The sequence below is a fragment of the Pleomorphomonas koreensis DSM 23070 genome, assembly GCF_000425185.1.
In the GTDB taxonomy this organism is placed as follows: Bacteria; Pseudomonadota; Alphaproteobacteria; order Rhizobiales; family Pleomorphomonadaceae; genus Pleomorphomonas; species Pleomorphomonas koreensis.
On sequence record NZ_AULH01000031.1, the window covers coordinates 1 to 18,763 of the forward strand.

Annotated in this window: 17 protein-coding genes; 10 read left to right on the top strand and 7 right to left on the bottom strand. The window is 62.6% G+C overall.

Going from position 1 to position 18,763, the window contains the following annotated elements:
• From H512_RS0118905 to H512_RS0118915, 3 genes are all read left to right on the top strand, one after another.
• On the top strand, positions 1-444 hold a 444-nt coding region (locus H512_RS0118905), incomplete at its 5' end, for a TOBE domain-containing protein (RefSeq protein WP_026784764.1).
• Between the two features lie 17 nt (positions 445-461).
• Entirely contained in the window at positions 462-761 is a 300-nt protein-coding gene (locus tag H512_RS26580) for a putative quinol monooxygenase (protein WP_036792756.1), read from the top strand.
• A gap of 31 nt (positions 762-792) precedes the next feature.
• Complete coding sequence (locus tag H512_RS0118915; protein ID WP_026784766.1) at positions 793-1,716, top strand: carbohydrate kinase family protein; 924 nt, start codon at positions 793-795, stop codon at positions 1,714-1,716.
• Between the two features lie 88 nt (positions 1,717-1,804).
• Here the strand turns inward: H512_RS0118915 and H512_RS0118920 are convergent, their stop codons facing one another.
• The 5 genes from H512_RS0118920 to H512_RS0118940 all read right to left on the bottom strand — a co-directional run bounded on the left by H512_RS0118920 (position 1,805) and on the right by H512_RS0118940 (position 8,100).
• Positions 1,805-3,169: a hypothetical protein gene (locus H512_RS0118920; RefSeq protein WP_026784767.1), complete on the bottom strand. Its 1,365-nt coding sequence runs from the start codon at positions 3,167-3,169 to the stop codon at positions 1,805-1,807.
• Positions 3,170-3,215: 46 nt separating this feature from the next.
• The gene (locus H512_RS24970; RefSeq protein ID WP_053240064.1) at positions 3,216-4,250 is read right to left on the bottom strand and encodes an ABC transporter permease subunit; all 1,035 of its coding nucleotides are present in this window, start codon (positions 4,248-4,250) and stop codon (positions 3,216-3,218) included.
• On the bottom strand, positions 4,247-5,785 hold the full coding sequence (locus H512_RS0118930; protein WP_210162723.1) for a sugar ABC transporter ATP-binding protein: 1,539 nt from the start codon (positions 5,783-5,785) through the stop codon (positions 4,247-4,249). The genes H512_RS24970 and H512_RS0118930 overlap by 4 nt, the downstream gene beginning before the upstream one ends.
• A gap of 153 nt (positions 5,786-5,938) precedes the next feature.
• Positions 5,939-6,886, bottom strand: coding sequence for an ABC transporter substrate-binding protein (locus H512_RS0118935; protein WP_026784769.1), 948 nt, complete (start codon positions 6,884-6,886; stop codon positions 5,939-5,941).
• A gap of 143 nt (positions 6,887-7,029) precedes the next feature.
• A complete protein-coding gene (locus H512_RS0118940; protein WP_026784770.1) occupies positions 7,030-8,100 on the bottom strand; it encodes a LacI family DNA-binding transcriptional regulator in 1,071 nt (356 codons plus the stop codon).
• 348 nt (positions 8,101-8,448) lie between these two features.
• On the opposite strand from H512_RS0118940, the gene H512_RS0118945 reads away from it, so the two are divergent.
• The 7 genes from H512_RS0118945 to H512_RS0118975 all read left to right on the top strand — a co-directional run bounded on the left by H512_RS0118945 (position 8,449) and on the right by H512_RS0118975 (position 16,174).
• Positions 8,449-9,501 (top strand): LacI family DNA-binding transcriptional regulator, encoded by a 1,053-nt coding sequence (locus H512_RS0118945; RefSeq protein WP_245585455.1) that lies wholly within the window; start codon positions 8,449-8,451, stop codon positions 9,499-9,501.
• A gap of 70 nt (positions 9,502-9,571) precedes the next feature.
• Complete coding sequence (locus tag H512_RS0118950) at positions 9,572-11,320, top strand: ABC transporter substrate-binding protein (RefSeq protein ID WP_084798620.1); 1,749 nt, start codon at positions 9,572-9,574, stop codon at positions 11,318-11,320.
• Positions 11,321-11,394: 74 nt separating this feature from the next.
• A complete protein-coding gene (locus H512_RS0118955) occupies positions 11,395-12,387 on the top strand; it encodes an ABC transporter permease (protein WP_026784773.1) in 993 nt (330 codons plus the stop codon).
• A gap of 11 nt (positions 12,388-12,398) precedes the next feature.
• The gene (locus tag H512_RS0118960) at positions 12,399-13,265 is read left to right on the top strand and encodes an ABC transporter permease (RefSeq protein WP_026784774.1); all 867 of its coding nucleotides are present in this window, start codon (positions 12,399-12,401) and stop codon (positions 13,263-13,265) included.
• On the top strand, positions 13,262-14,242 hold the full coding sequence (locus H512_RS24975) for an ABC transporter ATP-binding protein (RefSeq protein ID WP_036792760.1): 981 nt from the start codon (positions 13,262-13,264) through the stop codon (positions 14,240-14,242). Before H512_RS0118960 ends, H512_RS24975 begins: the two co-directional genes overlap by 4 nt.
• Positions 14,229-15,062: an ABC transporter ATP-binding protein gene (locus H512_RS24980; RefSeq protein WP_036792763.1), complete on the top strand. Its 834-nt coding sequence runs from the start codon at positions 14,229-14,231 to the stop codon at positions 15,060-15,062. The genes H512_RS24975 and H512_RS24980 overlap by 14 nt, the downstream gene beginning before the upstream one ends.
• A gap of 26 nt (positions 15,063-15,088) precedes the next feature.
• Complete coding sequence (locus H512_RS0118975; RefSeq protein WP_026784775.1) at positions 15,089-16,174, top strand: glycoside hydrolase family 172 protein; 1,086 nt, start codon at positions 15,089-15,091, stop codon at positions 16,172-16,174.
• A gap of 54 nt (positions 16,175-16,228) precedes the next feature.
• On the opposite strand, the gene gtfA is transcribed toward H512_RS0118975, so the two are convergent.
• Both gtfA and H512_RS24985 read right to left on the bottom strand, forming a co-directional pair.
• Positions 16,229-17,692: a sucrose phosphorylase gene (gene gtfA, locus H512_RS0118980; protein ID WP_026784776.1), complete on the bottom strand. Its 1,464-nt coding sequence runs from the start codon at positions 17,690-17,692 to the stop codon at positions 16,229-16,231.
• A 91-nt stretch (positions 17,693-17,783) separates the two neighbouring features.
• Positions 17,784-18,763: ABC transporter ATP-binding protein (locus tag H512_RS24985; protein ID WP_036792769.1), on the bottom strand; the 980-nt coding region annotated here is incomplete at its 5' end.

An 18,763-nucleotide genomic window follows, 5' to 3' on the forward strand; every position in this document is an offset into this window, starting at 1 on the left:
CAGGTTGGCACGCCGCTCGAACTCTACGACCGGCCGGCCAACCGCTTCGTCGGCGGTTTTATCGGATCGCCGGCGATGAACATTCTCGAAGGCACCTTCGAGGTGACGCCAGAAGGCACGTCTTTCCGAACGGCGCGAGGCGCCGTTTTTGCGGTGCCGTCCTCCCTTGCCGGCGTTGTGCCATCCGGGGCCGGCGCCTTCGGCGTTCGCCCCGAAGATCTGCAGCTGGCGCCCGGCTCCGGCTTGCGGGCAAAGGTGACGGTGATCGAACCGACGGGAGCGGAGACCATGCTGCGCTGTTCCTGTAACGGCGAGGCATTGACGGTCGTCCTGAGGGAGAGACCGGACGTTCAACTGGGCGACGACGTCGATCTGGTGGTTCGCCCTGGGGCCGGCTTATGGTTCGATGCCGCCGGTTGCAATTGCGCGGAGTCGAAAAACTGAGGTCAAGGGAGGAAGGCTTGGAAGTTTCGCTCATTGCCCATCTCGAGGCAAGGGACGGCGCGGCAGACGCGCTCGCCGATCGTCTCGCCCTGCACGCGGTCAAAGTTCGGCAGGAACTGGGAAACCGGCAGTTTCAAGCGTTTCGTCATCGAGACGAACCCCGCCGTTTTGACGTGGTCGAAACCTATACCGACGAAGCGGCGTTCGAAAGCCATATTGCCGCGCCGCACAGCCTAGCCTTCAACGCCTGGCTGGCCGACGTGGCCGTCGGCGGGCAGTCGACCCTCACTTTCGTCGAGGCCGTCTCAAAGGTCTAGTGCCGGACAAGCGTCAGGAAATGGGGGAGTCATGCTTTTATCCTGCGGCGATGCGCTGATCGATTTCGTGCCCGTGAAGTCGGCCGATGGCCGGGATGCCTATGTCCCGGCGGTCGGTGGCTCCTGCCTCAACATCGCCGTCGCCATGGCGCGTCTTGGGGCTCTCACCGGCTTTGTCGGCGGCCTCTCCAACGACATGTTCGGAACGATGATCGCCGATCACCTCAAGGCCTCCGGCGCGTCGCTGCGCTACGTCCGCCATTCCGACGACGAGACCACGCTGGCCTTCGTCCGCTTCGTCAATAACGAGCCGCACTATGCCTTCTACGACGAAACCACGGCGGCGCGTCTTTGGACCTATCGGCCGGACAGCATCCCCTTCCCGGCCATCGAGGCACTGCACGTCGGCTCCACCACGCTGATCAATGAGCCGGTGGCCTCGGAGTATCTCAGCCTGTTCAGGGCGGCCAAGGGCAAGACCACCTTGTCCTTCGATCCCAACTGCCGGCCGACGCTGACCCATGACAAGGCCGCTTACACGGCGCGCATGGCCGCGTTCGCCAAGACCGCCGACATCGTCCGCATGTCCGACATGGACTTCGACTTCCTGTTCGGCGGCGACGACTTCGAGGGCAAGGCCAAGGAGATCCTGGCCGGCGGGGCGGCGCTGTTCATCGTCACGCGCGGCGGCGATGGCGTCACGGCTTGGCATCCCACGGCCGGCCGCGTCGAGGTTCCGGCCCCCAAGGTCAAGGTGGTCGACACCATCGGCGCCGGCGATACCTTCCAGGGCTCGCTCCTGGTGGCGCTCAAGGAAGCGGGCCGGATCGCGCGGCCGGCGCTCGAGGCGATCAGCCGCGACGAGCTGAGCGCAGCCCTCGCCTTCGGCACCCGCTGTGCCGCCATCACCTGCTCGCGGGCCGGTGCCAACCCGCCCTGGAAGCTTGAGGTTTAAGCCAGTATTTAGGTCGTGAAAGCCAGACGGAAAAAGCGCCGCCCGCCTCTCCGGGGGAGGTTGAGGCGGGCGGCGCGTCGGCACGCTGTCAGAAGGAGGACCTGACGGCGACCGAGGGAGCGGTTTCGAGCTGATCGGCTATGACCTGCCAGTTGTGGGCGAACGGGCCGTAGGCCGTCTTGATGTCGGCACCGACCGGCAGTTCGGGACATTCGTTTTCGCCGTTCGAGCCCCAGTTGACCCAACCCGACTGGCGCCGCTGGACGATCTGAAAGGCACCGGAAGGAGCGGATGTCCACCAAACCATGGTTCGTCCCGAGGCAACGTGAAACTCTGCCGTCTTGTTGGCCGGCCCGGGGAAGATCGTTTCGTGCGGTACGGCCGACACGTCGACGGCTTCGTCGCTCAGCGTCCATGCCCGATCGTTGAGATCGGCCGTAACGTGAGCCGCAGCCCGCACCCGGGCGAGCCGCGCCGAAATCTCCGCCTCCGGCAGGGCCTTTTCCCAGGCCGAGAACAGCCGCCAATAGAGGTCCCAGTGCGCCTCGTCCATGCGGCTCAGCTTATCGCGGAACTCGGCGAACTTGGGATTGTCGGTTTTGGCTTCGGCAAGCGTGCTGCCCACCATGTCCACCAGCAGCCCGGCATAGGGGTCGCCTGAGCGAAAGCGTGTGCCGCCGTAGGCCGCGAAGCGATCGAAGACCAGTTCGCCCGGTCCGCCCTCGAACTCGTCGCCGACGGTGATCTTGTTGGTGACCGAACGGCCGTTGATCACAGTCTGGAAGTCGTCCACCTCATAGCGACGCTGGAAATAGGGCGTGCCGTAAGTAAAGCGCCAGTCGACGGCAAAGTGCTTGCCACGAAGTTCGGGCAGCAGGCCGTCCGGGATCACCCCGCGCATGCGGTAGTGATGAAGGAGCGGTCCACGCTCGATGATCTCAATGTCGACCTTGGTATGCTCCGGCGGATTGATCAGGCCGTTTTCCGGTGTGAAGAACGGACCGTAGAAACCGCCGATGGCGTTATTGCCCGAAGGCAGCAGCTCGAAGCCGTCGGTGAGCCCCTTGAAGTGACGCAGGCCCCATTTGGAGGCTCCCGTTCCCTCGGCGGTGCCGGAGCACAGCTCGAGATCGAAGGCGCCCGTATCGAGCCGAGCGAAACAATCGGTTTCCCGTCCCCGCAGGACACGAATGCCCGACAGAGCGGCGACCTCGGCATCCGTCAGCGGTTCGCCTAGCGTGAGTTGGGTTTCCCTCGTGAAACTCAGGCAGGTGAGGAAGGCCGTCTGGCCGCTGCTGGATCCGACCGAAAGGCGCTGGCAGGGGATGGGCGTGCCGTCGGCGAGCGTTGCCCAGTAGAGCGGGGCGGGGAGTTCGGCGGGAACGGTGAAGACGACAGGCTCGCTAACGCGCGATCCGGCAAGCGGATCGGCGATATCGACGACAAAAGTCATGGGAACAAACTCCGGGAGGCGAAATGCGGGAGGCGGCGCGGCGGCTTCAGGACCGGGGCGGGGCGGAGCGGGAGAACAGGGGCAGGCGGAAGCTGAACGTGCGCTGCTTGAGGCTGTCGATCGCCACGGCCAGAATGATGACGACGCCCTTGATCAGGAGCTGGGTGAAAAAGGGAACGTTCATCAGGATCAGTCCCGTCGACAACACGCCGAGGATCACCGAGCCGATCAGCGTGCCGACGATGCGGCCGCGTCCTCCGGCGAGAGCCGTACCGCCCAGCACGACGGCGGCAATGGCGTCGAGTTCGTATCCGGTGCCGGCCGTCGGCTGGGCGGAAACGACACGGGCCGCGAAGATGACCCCGGCGAGACCGGCACAGGCACCCGCGAACAGGTAGACGGAGGTGATGATCCGCTTGACGCGCACGCCGGCCAGCTTGGCCGCTTCCGGGTTGCCGCCAACCGCGTAGACATGGCGGCCATAGCGGGTGCGTTCGAGCAGAAACCAAGCCACCAGATAGACGATGGCCATGACGATCACCGGAACGGGAATGCCAGCAAAGTAGCCGTTGCCGATGTCCCGGAAATTGAGGGCGCTCGAGACGATCGGCTGGCCGGCGGTGATGGTGTAGGCGAGGCCCCTCAGAAACGTCATCGTTCCCAGCGTCACGATGAACGGAGCGAGCCCCATGTAGGCGCTGAGCGCGCCGTTGGCGAGACCGCAGGCGGCGCCGACCACCATGCCGAGGATCACCGCGGCCGGTGCCGGCACACCGGCGATCGCCGCGATCACCGCGACGACCCCTGAGACGGCGATGATCGAGCCGACAGACAAGTCGATGCCACCCGTAAGGATCACGAAGGTCATGCCGGCGGCCAGAATGGCGTTGACCGATATCGACCGGGCAATATTGAGCAGATTGTCGATGCGGGCAAAGTTGGGTGCGAACACGGCCATGAACACGACGAGTGCGGCCAGCACAACCAGGATGCCGACGCGATCCCACCAACGGGCAAAGTCAAAGGGTTCGCGACGAACCGGCTCGACGGCACGGCCAAGGTTTTCGGTATCTTTGGTCATTGGGGGTCTCCGTGACCTTGGGGCGCCCGATCGCCGGCCGTGCCGGTGGCGTGGAACATCACTTCTTCCTCCGAAGTGGCGTCTGAAACGAGCTCGCAAACGATGCGTCCGCCGCGCATCACCAGAAGGCGATCAGACACGCCGATGGCCTCGGGAAGGTCCGAGGAAATCATCAGGATGGCTTTGCCGGCGCGCGCCAGCGCGTCGATCATTTCGTAGATTTCGCGCTTGGCTCCAATGTCGACGCCGCGCGTCGGCTCATCGAGAATGAGCAGGCGGCTGTCACGGAGCAGCCAGCGGGCCAGCACGGCCTTCTGCTGGTTGCCGCCCGATAGCGACTTCACCGGCAGGTCGATGGCGTTGGCCCGGAGACGGAGGCGAGCCATCTCCTCGGCAACCGCGGCGTGGATGGTGCTGCTATGCAGGACACCAGCCGTGACATATCGATCGAGCGAACTGATAGCGATATTGTCTTCGACGCTGTGGCCAAGGAACAGGCCCTGTTCCTTGCGATTTTCCGGCACCATGCCGATTCCGTCCGATATGGCGTCGACGCAATCCGACGGCATGCTGGGTCGGCCATCGATACGGACGGTACCCACCTCCCGGGGATCGGATCCGAAGATCAGCCGCCCGACCTCGGTACGGCCGGAGCCGATCAGTCCCGACATGGCGACCACCTCGCCGGCGCGCACGGTGAAGCTGACCGGTCCAACGCCATTGCCCGCCAAACCCTCGACGTCGAGCACAACCTCGCCTGCCGTCCGTGGTGGATGATCATAGAGATCACCCATCGCCCGGCCCACCATCATGCGGACCACGTCGGGCGGCGTTATGTCCTGCATCCTGGCGGTGCCTATATGGGCGCCGTCCCGGAAGACGGTGATCCGGTCGGCAAGCTGCCAGACTTCTTCCATGCGATGGGAAATGTAGATCAGGCCGACACCGGACGCGCGCATCTGGTCGATCAACTGGTAGAGCTGCTGCGCCTCGGCGCGCGACAGCGCCGCCGTCGGCTCATCGAGCACCAGCACGCGCGCGTTTTCGCTGACGGCGCGGGCAATCTCGACCATCTGCTGCATGCCGATGCTAAGCGAACCAAGGCGGCGTTGCGGGTCGATGTCAGCCCCGATGCGCGCCAGCTTTTCGCTGGCCTGCCGGCCGAGTGCCCGGCGGTCAAGCGTTCCAAACCGGGTCAGGGGTTCGTGGCCGAGCGCAAGATTCTCGGCAATGGTCATGTCGGGAACGGTATTGAGTTCCTGATGAATGATGGCGATGCCGTGGGCGCTGGCGTCGCGCGGCGAGCGGATATCGATTTCCTTGCCGTCCATCAGGATACGACCAGTGTCGCGCGGCTGGTTGCCGGCCAGGATCTTCATCAATGTCGACTTGCCGGCACCGTTCTCGCCCATGAGCGCGTGCACCTCGCCTGCGTGGAGGTCGAAGTCGACGTTGTTGAGGGCAAGCGTCGGGCCGAAGCGCTTGCTGACCTGCTCAAGCCGGAGCAACGGTGGAGGAGGGGAGGGAGTCATCATCTGCCTCGCTGGGAGCAAGTGGTGAACGGGTCGCCGGGGACCCGTTCACCGTCAAGCGGAAAGCGGTCCATTGCTCTGCCAGATGGGTTCGGCGGGGTGCCGATCACACCCACCGACTATTGGTGCCGGCGCGCCGGCGCCAAATCGACGCATTTACCAGCCCGAATACTGGTCGACGCTCTTGCGGTCGACCAGTACGCTCGGGATCAGGACAGTTTTCTCTTTCGGAAGATTGCCCTTGGTCATTTCGACGGCAATCTTCACCGCCTCCTGCACCATGACGCCGGGGCTCTGCGTAGCGGTGCCGATGAAGGGCGATCCCTCGCGCTTCAGCTCCTCGACCGCTTCCGGACTACCGTCGACGCCCGTTACCTTGATCTGGCCGGCTTTGCCTGCCTGTTCGACGGCCAGCACGGCGCCGAGGGCCGACGGATCGTTCATGCCGAAGATGCCTGTCACGTCCGGATGGGCGGTCAGCATGTCGGTGGTTACCGCCAGGCCCGAGGCGCGATCGTTCTTGGAGGCCTGCTGGCCGACGATCTTGATGTCAGGGTATTTCTTGGCGACGTTGCGGCAACCGGTGATGCGGTCGATGATCGTCTGGATCGGCGTACCGTCAACCAGCAATACCTCACCCTTGCCGCCCATCTGTGTGAACAAGTAATCGCACGAGCGTTCACCGGCCTGTACGGCGTCGGTCATGATCACCACGTCGGCGCCATGGGCGGGCGTATCGACGGCTATGACGATGATGCCGGCTTCCTTGGCCCGCTGGATGGCCGGCTCGATACCCGCCTCATCGACGGCCGAGACGACGATCAGGTCGACGCCCTGCTGGATGAACGCATCGATCTGCGTGTTCTGATTGGCGAGATCGAGCTGCGCATCCTGGGTGTTGACCTTGGCACCGATCTCGGCCGCGGCCTTTTGAGCGCCCCTGTCCATGGCCGAAAAGAACGGATTGGACATGTCCTGAACCATCAGGCCAATTTGCGCGATCTTTTCCGGTGTCTTGGCGGACACGCCAGTGACCGTCCATCCTGCCACCAGGACCATCGTCGAAACCGACAGGGCCAAGTGGGCAAAGCGCTTGAGCATCATTATCGTTTCCTCCACGTGACGGGCCACCGTGGCGTGGCGACCCTACAAAATCTGCCCTTTCCGCAGGACGCACCCCACGGTTCCGCGTTGCCGGACAACAGGGTTACCGGCCTCGCAAGCTTGTTGTCGTCCGCGCGTCCTTTTCAGCGCGGGCGTTCGTTGTCGACGTAACAGCCACAGGAGCGGCGGACGATCAGTCGTCCTGCCACCTGCTGCCGGTCTTCCACCCGATAGACGGGGGACTGAGATCCTCCGTCCTTGGCGGCTTCGGCCTGTTCGTTGATGATCCGCGCAAGCGTTTGGCCGGCGAGCCGGCCAATGGCCTCGCTGTCTTCGTCGAGTACGGTGAGCGGCGGATCGAGCAGCGAGGCCCAGGCGAATTCGTCGTAGCCGACAACGGCCATGTCCGCCGGAATGCGGATGCCGCGGTCGCGCAGAAGGCGCAAGGCGCCGAGCAACAATGGGTTGTTGCCGGCGATGAGAACGCGGGGAATACGCTCTGCCTGGGCAAGATAGGTCTCGAGGGTACGGAACGCCGAGTCCTCGTCGTTTTCGCTCTCGAGCACTTCGACATGGGCACCATGGGTCGCCGCCGAATCTCGAATACCCCGCTCACGGTCGACGCGCGTCGACCACCGTTTTGGGTAAACCAGGAAGAGCCAGTCGCGATAACCGTGCTCGGCCAGATGGTCCCCCACCATGAGGCTGGCGTTGTAGTTGTCCGTGGTGACGCTTGGAAAATTGGCGGACTCAGGTGGTGCGGAGTCGACGAAAACGATCGGAACGTCCCACTGCGAGAGGAGCGCCGTATTTTCCGAACTGAGCGTCAGCGTCGTAATCACGCCGGCCGTCCGGGATTCGATCAGCCGCTGGACGATGCGATCCTCAAGGCGCGGATTGTAGACGCCGTCCACGGCGACATCGGCGATGATAACCGTCCAGTCGAAATGGCGCAGCGCCTGCTGAATGCCGGCCATCAAGTCGAGATAGTATGAGTTGGCCGTGCTGGCGACGATGACCGCAATGGAGTCGCGGCTGCCGCGGCGCAGCCCCTGGGCGGCACGATTGGGAATGTAGCCAATTTGCCGGGCGGCAGCCAGCACCTGTTCGCGGCTGTCGGCGGACACGCCGGGGGCCCCGCTGAGCGCGCGCGACACGGTGTATGTCGATAGCCCGGTGACGCGACTGACGTCGCGTATGGTTGCCTTCCCCAAAATATCCTCCCATAAACGTTTATGATTGCACTAGATCGACTTACCTTTAAATCGCCCCTCCAGCCAGTGGCGATCTGTCATAAACGTTTAGCCTTCAAGTCAAGATACGGCCGAATTTCAAAAAGCCAATCCCGGCCTTTCGGCTGGACGGATCTTGACTGAGCGGGGTGGGCCGTATCTGTGCCCATCAACTACCTAAACGTTTATCATCACATCCGGCCTGACGTCAACATGGTTTCTGCTGGCCGGCGCGATCAGGTGCCTGGTCTCTTTGTGCTGTGCAATTGCGTTCTCTGCAGTTGTCGTGTGCTAAGAGGCTTATGCGAGGGGGTGGGATGGCGATCATCGTTGAAAATCGATTTGCAAATCGATTCTCAGCGCGCTATATGGATCATCATGACTACGATCGGAAAAGTTGCCCAACGCGCTGGCGTCTCGCAGACCACCGTCTCGCATGCTCTCAATCATGCCGACCGGGTGTCACCGGAGATTCGCGAGCGTGTCCTGAAAGCCGTTGAGGAACTCGGCTACCGGCCCAATCCGCAGGCGCAAAGCCTGAGGACCGGCAAGACCAGCATCGTGGCCTTGATGGTTCCGGATATCTGCAACCCCTACTATCCCGAGATCGTCCTCAGCATTCAGACCGCCCTCGGCGAGGTCGGCCTCGACGCGCTGGTCTACAATACGGACGTGCCGGGGGGGCGAGGCGCCAATCACGCAGCTGATTATCTGCGCCAGGCCAGGCGCAAGCGCGTCGATGGGGTCATTATCGCCGATGCCGCGCTGTTCGGACTGCATGCCGAGCTCAAAGACCTCGGTTTGACCGGCGTGTTCATCGGCGGCCTCGACAACGGTGCCATGGACAGCGTTGGCGTCGACAACTTCCAGGCCGCCTATCGGATGGGGCAGTATCTCATCGAGAAAGGACATCGTCGGATCGCCCATGTCACCGGTCCCTCGCATTTCAGTTTTGCGCGCGAACGCAAGGCCGGTTTCGAAAAGGCACTTGCCGACGCCGGCGCACCGATTGATCCTTCCCTTGTCTTCGAGGGTTCGTTTCTCAGCCCTTCCGGCCATGACGCGGCCAATTGGCTGGTTGAAAAGTACGGAAGCAACTTGCCGACAGCGGTCTTCGCCGCCAGCCCTCTGATGGCGATGGGTCTATTGGCCCGGCTCTATGACCTGAAGGTTCAAGTTCCGCGCGACATTTCGGTTGCCGCCTACGACAGGCTGTCGCTGCTCGATGACATCCGACCGCGCCTGACAACGGTCGGCTGCGTACCGGCGGCGTTGGGTCGCGCCGCCGTTGCCATGCTGCGCGACCGACTGGAAGGCCGCTTCGACGGCCCGCCTCGCCGCGAGGTCATCCCATTTGAATTGATCGAACGCGAATCCGCCTGACGGCACGGATCGGCTGGAGGAGTGCCAGCATCACGCCTTTCAAGACCGTCACACGTTGAGGGAGGACATCATGAGACGTCTCGGATCCGTCAGGCGCGGCCTGACGGCAATGCTGACTGCTGTCTCCGTTGCAGTCTTGGCCACCGCGGTGGCTGCCAAGGATGTGTCGCGCGAAAACACGCTAATTTTCGAGAACATCAGCGAGCGCGTCACCACGCCAGAGAACTACAACCCTTTTCTTCCAAGTACTTTGCTGCACGCCGGCCTTCAACAGGTCGGCTTCGAGTCCCTGTTTTACTATAACTACGAGACTACGAAAATCGAACCTTGGCAGGCGGAAAGCTACGCCTTCAACGACAAGTTCGATGAAGTGACGATCAAGCTTCGGTCCGGAATCACCTGGAGCGACGGCGTCCCGTTCACGGCCAAGGACGTCGTCTACACGATGAACATGCTGAAGGCTAACGCGCCGGCGCTTGGCAACTGGTCAGTCAATGCCAAGACCTGGGTGAAAGATATCGTCGCGGTCGACGACCAGACGGTGAAGATCACGCTCACCAGCGCCAACCCGCGCTTCATCCTGGATACCTTCGGCGTCCGCATCTACGGCGTCACCTTCATCCTTCCCGAGCATATCTGGAAGGACAAGGATCCGATGACTTTCAGCAACTACGATCTCTCCAAGGGATGGCCGGTTTCGACCTCGCCCTATGGTCTCGTCGCCTCCAACTCTACCGAGGTAACCTGGGACCGACGGGATGACTGGTGGGGCGCCAAGACGGGCTTCAAGCGTCTGCCCAAACCGGAACGCGTCCTATTCCGGACAGCCGGCAGCGAGGAGCGCCGGGCGGCCATGGCGGTCAACAACGAGCTGGATACCCTCTGGGTGATGGGGCGCGCCAACTTCGAGAGCGTCAAGGCGCAGAATCCGGACGTTGCAGCCTGGTACAAGGACCCGCCCTACGCCTATCTCGATCCATGCCCCCGCTATCTCGCCTTCAACACGACGCTGAAGCCGTTCGATGATCCCAAGCTGCGTTGGGCCATGTCCTACGCGATGAATCGCGACGCCATCGTCGATATCGCCTGGGAGGGTCTCACCAAACCCGCCAAGTGGATGACCGCCGACTACCCGGCTCTGACGAAGTTCATCGACCCGAACAACGACCTCTTCGAAAAATACCCGACGCTTGCCTTCGACACCCAAAAAACCGCCGAGATCATGGAATCCGAGGGCTACGCCAAGGACGGCGACGGCCTGTGGGCCAAAGACGGCAAGCATGTTTCGCTCGACATCGTCATCCGCCAGGGCGAAGCCGATCAGACCAAGATGGCACCAGTGGTCACCCAGCTGCTAAGGCGCGGCGGCTTCGATGCCAACTTCCAGCTCGCCGATATCGCCGCCTACACCGACGCGCTCAACTCCGGTCGCGCCAACGCCTGGCTCGACGTCTCCTGCGGCGGTGTCAGCGATCCCTATGCCACCTTCGATCTCTATCACAGCCGCCATGCGGCACCGATGGGTCAGGTCGCAACCGGCGCACGCTCGCGCTGGAAGAATGCCGACTTCGACAAGATCGTCGACGAGATGGCGGTAACCGACAGCGAAGATCCCAAGCTGCAGGAACTGACACGCAAGGGCCTCGAACTCTGGTTGCCCGAGTTGCCGGCTGTTCCGCTGGTCCAGGCCGCACTCTTGGCTAGCGTCAACAACCACTACTGGAAGAACTGGCCCGACGAGAAGAACAACTACTACCACCCGGGCTGGTGGTGGGCGAGTGCTTTGCCGCTCGTGGTGAACGTCGAACCTGCCAAGTGAGACTTTGCGACTGACGAACCCAGGTGCCGCCCTTGTGGCGGGCGGCATCTCTTTTCTTGCACCCGGAGCGCAAAATGTCCTGGTCGTATGCTCTACGCCGGATCGGCATGTTCGTCGCCGTAGTCTTCCTGGCGATCACCATCAATTTCATTGTTCCCCGAATGGCGCCCGGCGATCCGACCGCAGCCGTCCTGGAGCAGCTTTTGTCACGCGGCCAGCAGGTGGAAGGCGCGGCCGATATCGTCGCCAACTATCGCGCCCGCTTCGGCCTTGATGACCCAATTCTCCTGCAATATGGCCGATACGTCTGGAATACACTGCATTTCGATCTCGGCTATTCGATTTCCTATTTCCCACAGAAGGTCGAGAGCGCGCTGCTGCAAGCGCTGCCTTGGACCCTGGCGCTCCTTTTGACCGCCACGGCCATAGCCTTCACTCTTGGCAGCATTCTGGGGGCGCTGATCGCCTGGCCTCGATCGCCGCGCATGGTCAGGAATCTCGCGCCGGTCCTCATGGTGCTCTCGGCTATTCCCTACTATCTGCTGGCCCTCATCCTGCTCTACGTTTTCGCCGTCTGGACCAAGTTCTTTCCGCTTGGTGGCGCCGCATCCTCGCAGTCGGCTCTGACTTTCTCCTTCGCATCTACCATCGACGTGATCCGGCACGCCTTTTTGCCGGCGCTGTCGATCGTGCTCGCTGGCCTCGGTTTCTGGGCGCTTGGTATGCGAGGGGCGATGATCAACGTGCTCGGCGAAGATTATCTGACCCTGGCTGAAGCGAAGGGGTTGCGGCCGCACCGCATCTTCTTCGCCTATGCGATGCGCAACGCGATGCTGCCTCAGGTGACTTCGCTGGCCATCGCGCTCGGAACCGTCGCCTCCGGTTCAGTCCTTGTAGAAGTGGCCTTCAACTACCCGGGTATTGGCTACGTTCTCTATAACGCCCTGCGCAGCTCGGATTACTTTCTGATCCAGGGGGTCGCCTTCTTCCTGGTGCTGACCGTGGCGGTCGCCGTGCTTCTTCTCGAGCTTGCCTATCCCCTGATTGATCCTCGCATCGAGCGTTAGGAGCCTTTCCCATGCACAGCATCCTCCGGCCTGCCGGCGCGCTCCTCGCGTTCGTCGGCGGCAGTCCCAAGCTGATCGTCTCAGTCCTGCTTTTGGCGCTGCTCTTCAGCTTTGGATCTGTTGGCTCTGCCTTCGTCGATACCGAGCTGGCGCAGCCGATCTCGGTGAAGACCAACCAGCCCCCCTCCATGCAACACCTGCTCGGAACCGACAGCGGTGGCCGCGATGTTCTTGCCGTCATGGTGGTCGGCACGCCCCAGACCTTGAGGATGGGTGTTCTGGCCGGCCTTATCGGCGTCGTCTTCGGTGTCTTTCTCGGACTTGTTTCGGGCTTCTTCGGCGGCCCCGCCGATCGGATCATCAGTGCCGTCACCGACACCATGCTGACAATTCCGCCTCTCGCCATCCTGTTGGTGGTTGCCGCCTCGGTGCGCGCGGTGAGCGTCGACATGATGGCAGTCATCATCGCCTTGCTGTCCTGGATGAATCCCGCCCGCACCATCCGTGCTCAGGTTCTCTCGCTGCGCGAGTTGCCCTATGTCCAGATGGCCCGCGTCTCCGGCCTTAGTAATTTTCGCATCATGCTGCAGGAGCTGCTGCCGAACGTCATCCCGCTCGCCTTTGCAAGCTTCGTTGGCGCGGTCTCGGGTGCCATCCTCTCCGGTATGGCGCTCGAAGTTCTGGGCCTTGGTCCTCAGAACACCCCGACCCTCGGCATGACCATCTACTGGGCCCTGCTTTACGCCGCCTTCGCACGCGGCATGTGGTGGTGGTGGGGACCCCCGGTGCTGATCCTCGTCCTCCTGTTCATAGCGCTGTTTTTGATGAGTGCAGCTCTCGATGAAGTCGCCAATCCGCGCCTGAGGCAACGGTCATGAGCGCCCCTGTTCTCGACGTCCGCAATCTCAGCGTCTCTTATCTGATCGGCAAGCAACGCGCCCGGGCCGCGGCCGATATTTCCTTCACTCTGTCGGCTGGCGAAAGGCTGGGCATCGTCGGGGAGTCCGGCTCGGGCAAGTCGACGCTGGCACTCGCCCTGATGCGGCTTCACAAGCCGCCGGCCCGCATCGATGCCGGTGAGGCCTGGCTTGCCGGCACCGACATCATGCGTCTCGAAGGGGAGGAACTGCGCCGCTTTCGCTGGAGCGAAATCTCCCTGGTACCGCAAGGAGCGATGAACTCACTCAATCCGGTAATGCGCATCCGGAAGCAACTGGCCGATGCCATCGAGGCACACTGGAGGGATTGGTCCCGTGCCAAAATTCAGGCTCGCGTTCAGGAAATGCTGGAACGGGTCGGCTTGTCGCCAAAGGTCGGAGACCTCTATCCGCACGAGTTGAGCGGCGGCATGAAGCAGCGGGTCTGTATCGCACTCGCGGTCGTGCTGGAGCCGAAGCTGATCATTGCCGACGAACCGACCAGCGCGCTCGACGTGGTGGTGCAGCGGCTGGTGATCCAGACGCTGAAGGATGTTCAGGAACAGATCGGTGCGGCGCTGATCATGATCGGCCATGACATGGGCCTCATGGCCCAGTCGGTCGATCGGCTAGCCGTGATGTATGCCGGCCGGATGGTCGATATCGCGCCCGTCCGCGACTTCTTCCACCGGCCGCTTCACCCCTATAGCCAGTTGCTCATCTCATCGCTGCCATCGCTAGACGAGACGAAGCCGCTCACCGGCATTCCCGGTATGCAGCCATCCCTGTTCGATCTGCCGGGCGGCTGCTCCTTCCATCCGCGCTGTCCTTCGGCGAAGGACCTTTGCCGCCAGACCGACCCAGCCTTCCTGCCGACCGGTCCCGGTCGCGGCACCGCCTGCCATGTCGTGAGGGAGAGCCTCGATGAATCCCGCTGACAACCTGCTCCAGCTGGCCGGTATCAAGATCGTCTTCGGACACGGCAAGAAGCGCTTCGTTGCGCTCGACGATGTCTCGATCACCATTGCAGCGGATCGGCCGAAGATCATCACCATCGCCGGTGAAAGCGGCAGTGGCAAGACGACGCTCGGACGCGTGGCCCTCGGCCTTCTGGCCCCGAGCGAGGGAAAGTTTATCTATCGCGGCCGGGACTTCGAGATGATGTCGGGTGAGGAGCGCAAAACTTTCCGGCGCGAAGTCCAGGCGATCTTCCAAGACCCGTTCTCGGTCTTCAATCCCTTCTACACGATCGACCATCTGCTCAGGATGCCTCTCAAGTCCTTCGGCATAGTGAAGACCCGCAAGGAAGCGGACGATGTCATCGCCGAAGCGCTCGGCAGGGTGGGATTGCGGCCTGAGCAGGTGCTCGGGCATTACCCGCACCAGCTTTCCGGTGGCCAGCGTCAACGCATTGTCGTCGCTCGCAGCCTGATGCTGCGACCCAAACTCATTGTCGCTGACGAACCCGTATCGATGATCGATGCCTCGCTGAGAGCGAACATCCTCGACCGCCTGAGAACGCTGCGTGACGAATTCGGCATTTCAATCATCTACATCACCCACGACCTCGCGACAGCCCGTCAGGTCAGTGATGAGGTGCACATCCTCTACCACGGCAAGGATGTGGAAAGTGGCGACGCCGCTTCCGTCATCGGGGCGCCGAGCCATGCCTACACGCGCCTTCTGATGAGCTCTATTCCCCGCCCTGACCCAGACATTCCCTGGGCCGGTTCGCTCGCCGATCGCCCAACGCACTGACACCAAACGCAGGAACGACCAGAACTATGCCTTCTTTCAACGGCCTCGGCCTTCATCTTGGCAACCTTTCCCACCTGTCTTCGGCCAAGACACGCTCGATCTCTCCGGAAAACTTCACCGGCAAGAAGGGCGGTGGCGCCCTTGCGACGGAGGGAACGGGCGCTCATGCCGCCCGCGACATGGGGAAAGGTTGGAAAATCTCGCCTTCGGTCGTCATCAAATCCGGAGAGACCTTCACCATCGCCGACATCGAAGGCCCGGGCGCCGTCCAGCAGATATGGATGACGCCGACGGGAAACTGGCGCTTCTCCATCCTCCGCATCTATTGGGATGGTTCCGACATTCCCTCGGTCGAGTGCCCTCTGGGCGACTTCTTCGCTTGCGGATGGGGCGAGTTTGCGCAGGTTTCCGCCCTGCCGGTCTGCGTCAATCCGGGCAGCGCTTTCAACTGCTACTGGGAGATGCCGTTCCGCAAACGCTGCGTCATGACCGTCACCAACATCGCCGACGACGCCATGACCCTCTACTACCAGATCAATTACGCCCTCACCGAAGTCCCTGATGAGGCCGCCTATTTCCACGCTCAGTTCCGCCGCACCAATCCTATCCCCTACAAGGAGGTCTACACCGTCGTCGACGGCATCAAGGGGCGCGGCCAGTTCGTCGGCATGTATCTCGCCTGGGGGCAGAACAACAATCTGTGGTGGGGCGAAGGCGAGGTGAAGTTCTATCTGGACGGCGATGAGCATCCGACCATCTGCTCGACCGGCCTCGAAGACTATTTCTGCGGCTCTTACAACTTCGACCCCAGCCCCAAGCACGACCGCGGCTATGTGACCTACACGACGCCTTATGCCGGCTTCCACCAAGTCATTCGGCCGGATACCGATTATCGCACCCAGATGCGACTGGGCATGTATCGCTTCCACGTCATGGACCCAATCCGTTTTGAGACGGACCTCAAGATTACCATTCAGGCTCTCGGTTGGGGATATAACGGCCGCTGGCTGCCGCTTCAGGACGACGTGGCTTCGGTCGCCTTCTGGTATCAGACGTTGCCCCAGGCGCCATTCCCACCTCTTCCCGAACGGGAAAGGTTGCTCATAATTTGATGGGACTTTAGCCGGTGACTAGCCGATCAAGCGCCCAACCTAGGTGGTTGGGCATTACTTAACGGTGAACCGCTCATAGGCACCTTTATCTGTGTGGATGATCGAGGCGGACATCGACTTGAAGTCGACATCGAGCGTGGCCTGCTCGCTGCCCTTCGTCCAGCTCAGCACCAGTCTGCTGTTCGACGGCTGCTCGACTGCGAAGTCGCCGCCGAAAGCCGGATGGGTGTTGCGGAAACGGGCAAGCTTGAACAGCTTTCTGACCACCGCCGTATCGAGGGCCGCGGTTACTTCCGCCGGCGTGTAGTAATGGCGGTTGATGTCGCGGCCGACCTTGGTGCGGTGCAGAAGCTCCATGTCGTTCACCCCGCCCAGCAGGCCGACGTAATAGACCTGCGGGATGCCCGGGGCGAAGAACTGCAGGGCGCGGGCGATCAGGTATTCGCCGTCGCGCTTGCCGAGCGCGTCGTAGTAGGTGCAGTTGACCTGGTAGAGATCGAGGTTGGAGGCGGCGGCGCCCGTTGCCTGCCGGCTTTCACCGCCGGAGCGATCATGCATTGTCTCCACCAGGGCATCGAGTGCGGCGGGGGCGAGCAGGCCCGACCGACCGTCGGTGGCAGCACCCACGTCGATCACGCCGATGCCGTCATGGGTGTCGAGTACGGTAATGGCGTTGCGCGGCGAGATTTTCAGCCATTCGGCGAGCGGCCCCGCCTCGCCGGTGAACAGCGAATGCAGCACCAGCGGCGGCAGGGCGAAGTCGTAGACGCGGTCGACCTTCCTGGCGATCTCGATCTGGTCGCGATAGTAGCTGTGGATCTCGACCAGCACCTCCATGCCCAGCGCCCGCGCTTTCTCCGCCAGTTCGCCGAGGAAGGCGTAGGTCTCCGGAATCATGAACGAGCTGGTCCCCGGCCTCTTGACGGCGTAACCGGCCGCATCGAGCCGAATCGCCGTAACGCCGCCCTCCTTGAAGCGGGCAAGAATGGCGTCGAGATAGCCAGCGCCATGCGCTGAGAAGACATCGATGTCAATTTGCTTCGGCGTGAAGGTCGTCCAGATGAGACGCTTCGAACCGTCGGCAAACGTCATCTTGTTGAAGGGGAAACCGGGGCGTGGCCGGTAGATGGACAGGAGATCCTGCTCGGTGGCGCCGTTAGGGAACACCTTGCCGAAGGTCAGGAACATGTCGGCGAAGTCGGAGGCGTCACCCTTGGCGAGGAAGTCCTTGAAGGCCGGCGCGTCGGCCGAGACGTGGTTGACGATCATGTCGGCCATGATGTCGACGGAGGTCGATAACGCCCGAACATCGTTCCAGTCGCCGAGGCGCGGATCGACCAGCGTGTGGTCGATCGGGTCGAACCCGGCATCGGCGCCGTCGATCGGATCGAAGAAGGGCAGGGGATGGACGCCGCCGATCACCCCCTTGAGCGGGCCGTCGACGAGCGCCTTGAGGTCGGCAAAGCCGCCGGCGGTCAGCCGGTCGACATAGGTGATGAGCTGGACTTGGTTCTTCACGATACTGTCCCGGGAGAGGGGAGACGAAAATCACTTCCGGGCTGGCCCGGAAGTGGTGGAGCACCCGTCGTTGATGGCGACGGAACCGGGTTCATTCAGGTACGAAACGGCGGACGTAGGCGTTGCCGTTCGCATTGAACAGATGGCAGTCATCGCCGGAGAAGATGAACTGACGTTGTTCGCCGGCCTTGACCGGAACGTCGCCGTCAAGCACGGCGAGCAGCGGCGTTTCCTCGCTGCCGCGATGGGCCTGGACGATGGTCTGGTGACCTAGCCGCTCGACGAAAGTGACGGTGACCGGCAGGCCGCCCTCGGTGCCGAGCTTGATGTGCTCGGGACGGATGCCCAGCGTCACGTCCTCGCCGGCCGCGGCGCCGGTGGAATCCACCGCCACCTTCAGCGTGGGAACGCCGTCGCCTGATACCGTGATGCCCTCCGGATCGACGGCGGAGGCCTTGACCTTCAGGAAGTTCATCTTCGGCGAGCCGATGAAGCCGGCCACGAACAGGTTCTGCGGCCGGTGGTAGAGTTCGAGCGGCGCGCCGACCTGCCGGACGTTGCCGGCCTCCAGCACGACGATCTTGTCGGCCAGCGTCATGGCCTCGACCTGGTCATGGGTCACGTAGACCATGGTGGAGCCGAGGTCCTCGTGCAGCTTGGCGATCTCGGCGCGGGTCGAGACGCGCAGCGCGGCGTCGAGGTTGGAGAGCGGCTCGTCGAACAGGAAGATCTTCGGCTCGCGCACGATGGCGCGGCCGATGGCGACGCGCTGGCGCTGGCCGCCGGAGAGCTGGCCGGGCTTGCGGTCCAAAAGGTGCTCGATGTGCAGGATCTTGGCGGCCTTCTGCACCTTCTCGGCGATCTCGGCCTTGGAGAAGCCGGCGATCTCCAGCGCGAAGGCCATGTTGGCGTAGACCGACTTGTGCGGATAGAGCGCGTAGGACTGGAACACCATGGCGATGCCGCGGTCCTTGGGGGCGATGTCGTTGCACACCTTGTCGTCGATCAGGATCTCGCCGGAAGTGATCTCCTCCAGACCGGCGACCATGCGCAAGAGCGTCGACTTGCCGC

What these genes read in the sequence shown, in the direction of transcription:
- H512_RS0118950 (WP_084798620.1), top strand. Translation starts at nt 9,572, where the DNA reads ATGAGACGTCTCGGATCCGTCAGGCGCGGCCTGACGGCAATGCTGACT.
- H512_RS0118975 (WP_026784775.1), top strand. Translation starts at nt 15,089, where the DNA reads ATGCCTTCTTTCAACGGCCTCGGCCTTCATCTTGGCAACCTTTCCCAC.
- H512_RS0118935 (WP_026784769.1), bottom strand. Translation starts at nt 6,886, where the DNA reads ATGATGCTCAAGCGCTTTGCCCACTTGGCCCTGTCGGTTTCGACGATG.
- H512_RS0118960 (WP_026784774.1), top strand. Translation starts at nt 12,399, where the DNA reads ATGCACAGCATCCTCCGGCCTGCCGGCGCGCTCCTCGCGTTCGTCGGC.
- H512_RS0118920 (WP_026784767.1), bottom strand. Translation starts at nt 3,169, where the DNA reads ATGACTTTTGTCGTCGATATCGCCGATCCGCTTGCCGGATCGCGCGTT.
- H512_RS24970 (WP_053240064.1), bottom strand. Translation starts at nt 4,250, where the DNA reads ATGACCAAAGATACCGAAAACCTTGGCCGTGCCGTCGAGCCGGTTCGT.
- H512_RS0118915 (WP_026784766.1), top strand. Translation starts at nt 793, where the DNA reads ATGCTTTTATCCTGCGGCGATGCGCTGATCGATTTCGTGCCCGTGAAG.
- H512_RS24975 (WP_036792760.1), top strand. Translation starts at nt 13,262, where the DNA reads ATGAGCGCCCCTGTTCTCGACGTCCGCAATCTCAGCGTCTCTTATCTG.
- H512_RS0118955 (WP_026784773.1), top strand. Translation starts at nt 11,395, where the DNA reads ATGTCCTGGTCGTATGCTCTACGCCGGATCGGCATGTTCGTCGCCGTA.
- H512_RS0118930 (WP_210162723.1), bottom strand. Translation starts at nt 5,785, where the DNA reads ATGATGACTCCCTCCCCTCCTCCACCGTTGCTCCGGCTTGAGCAGGTC.
- H512_RS24980 (WP_036792763.1), top strand. Translation starts at nt 14,229, where the DNA reads ATGAATCCCGCTGACAACCTGCTCCAGCTGGCCGGTATCAAGATCGTC.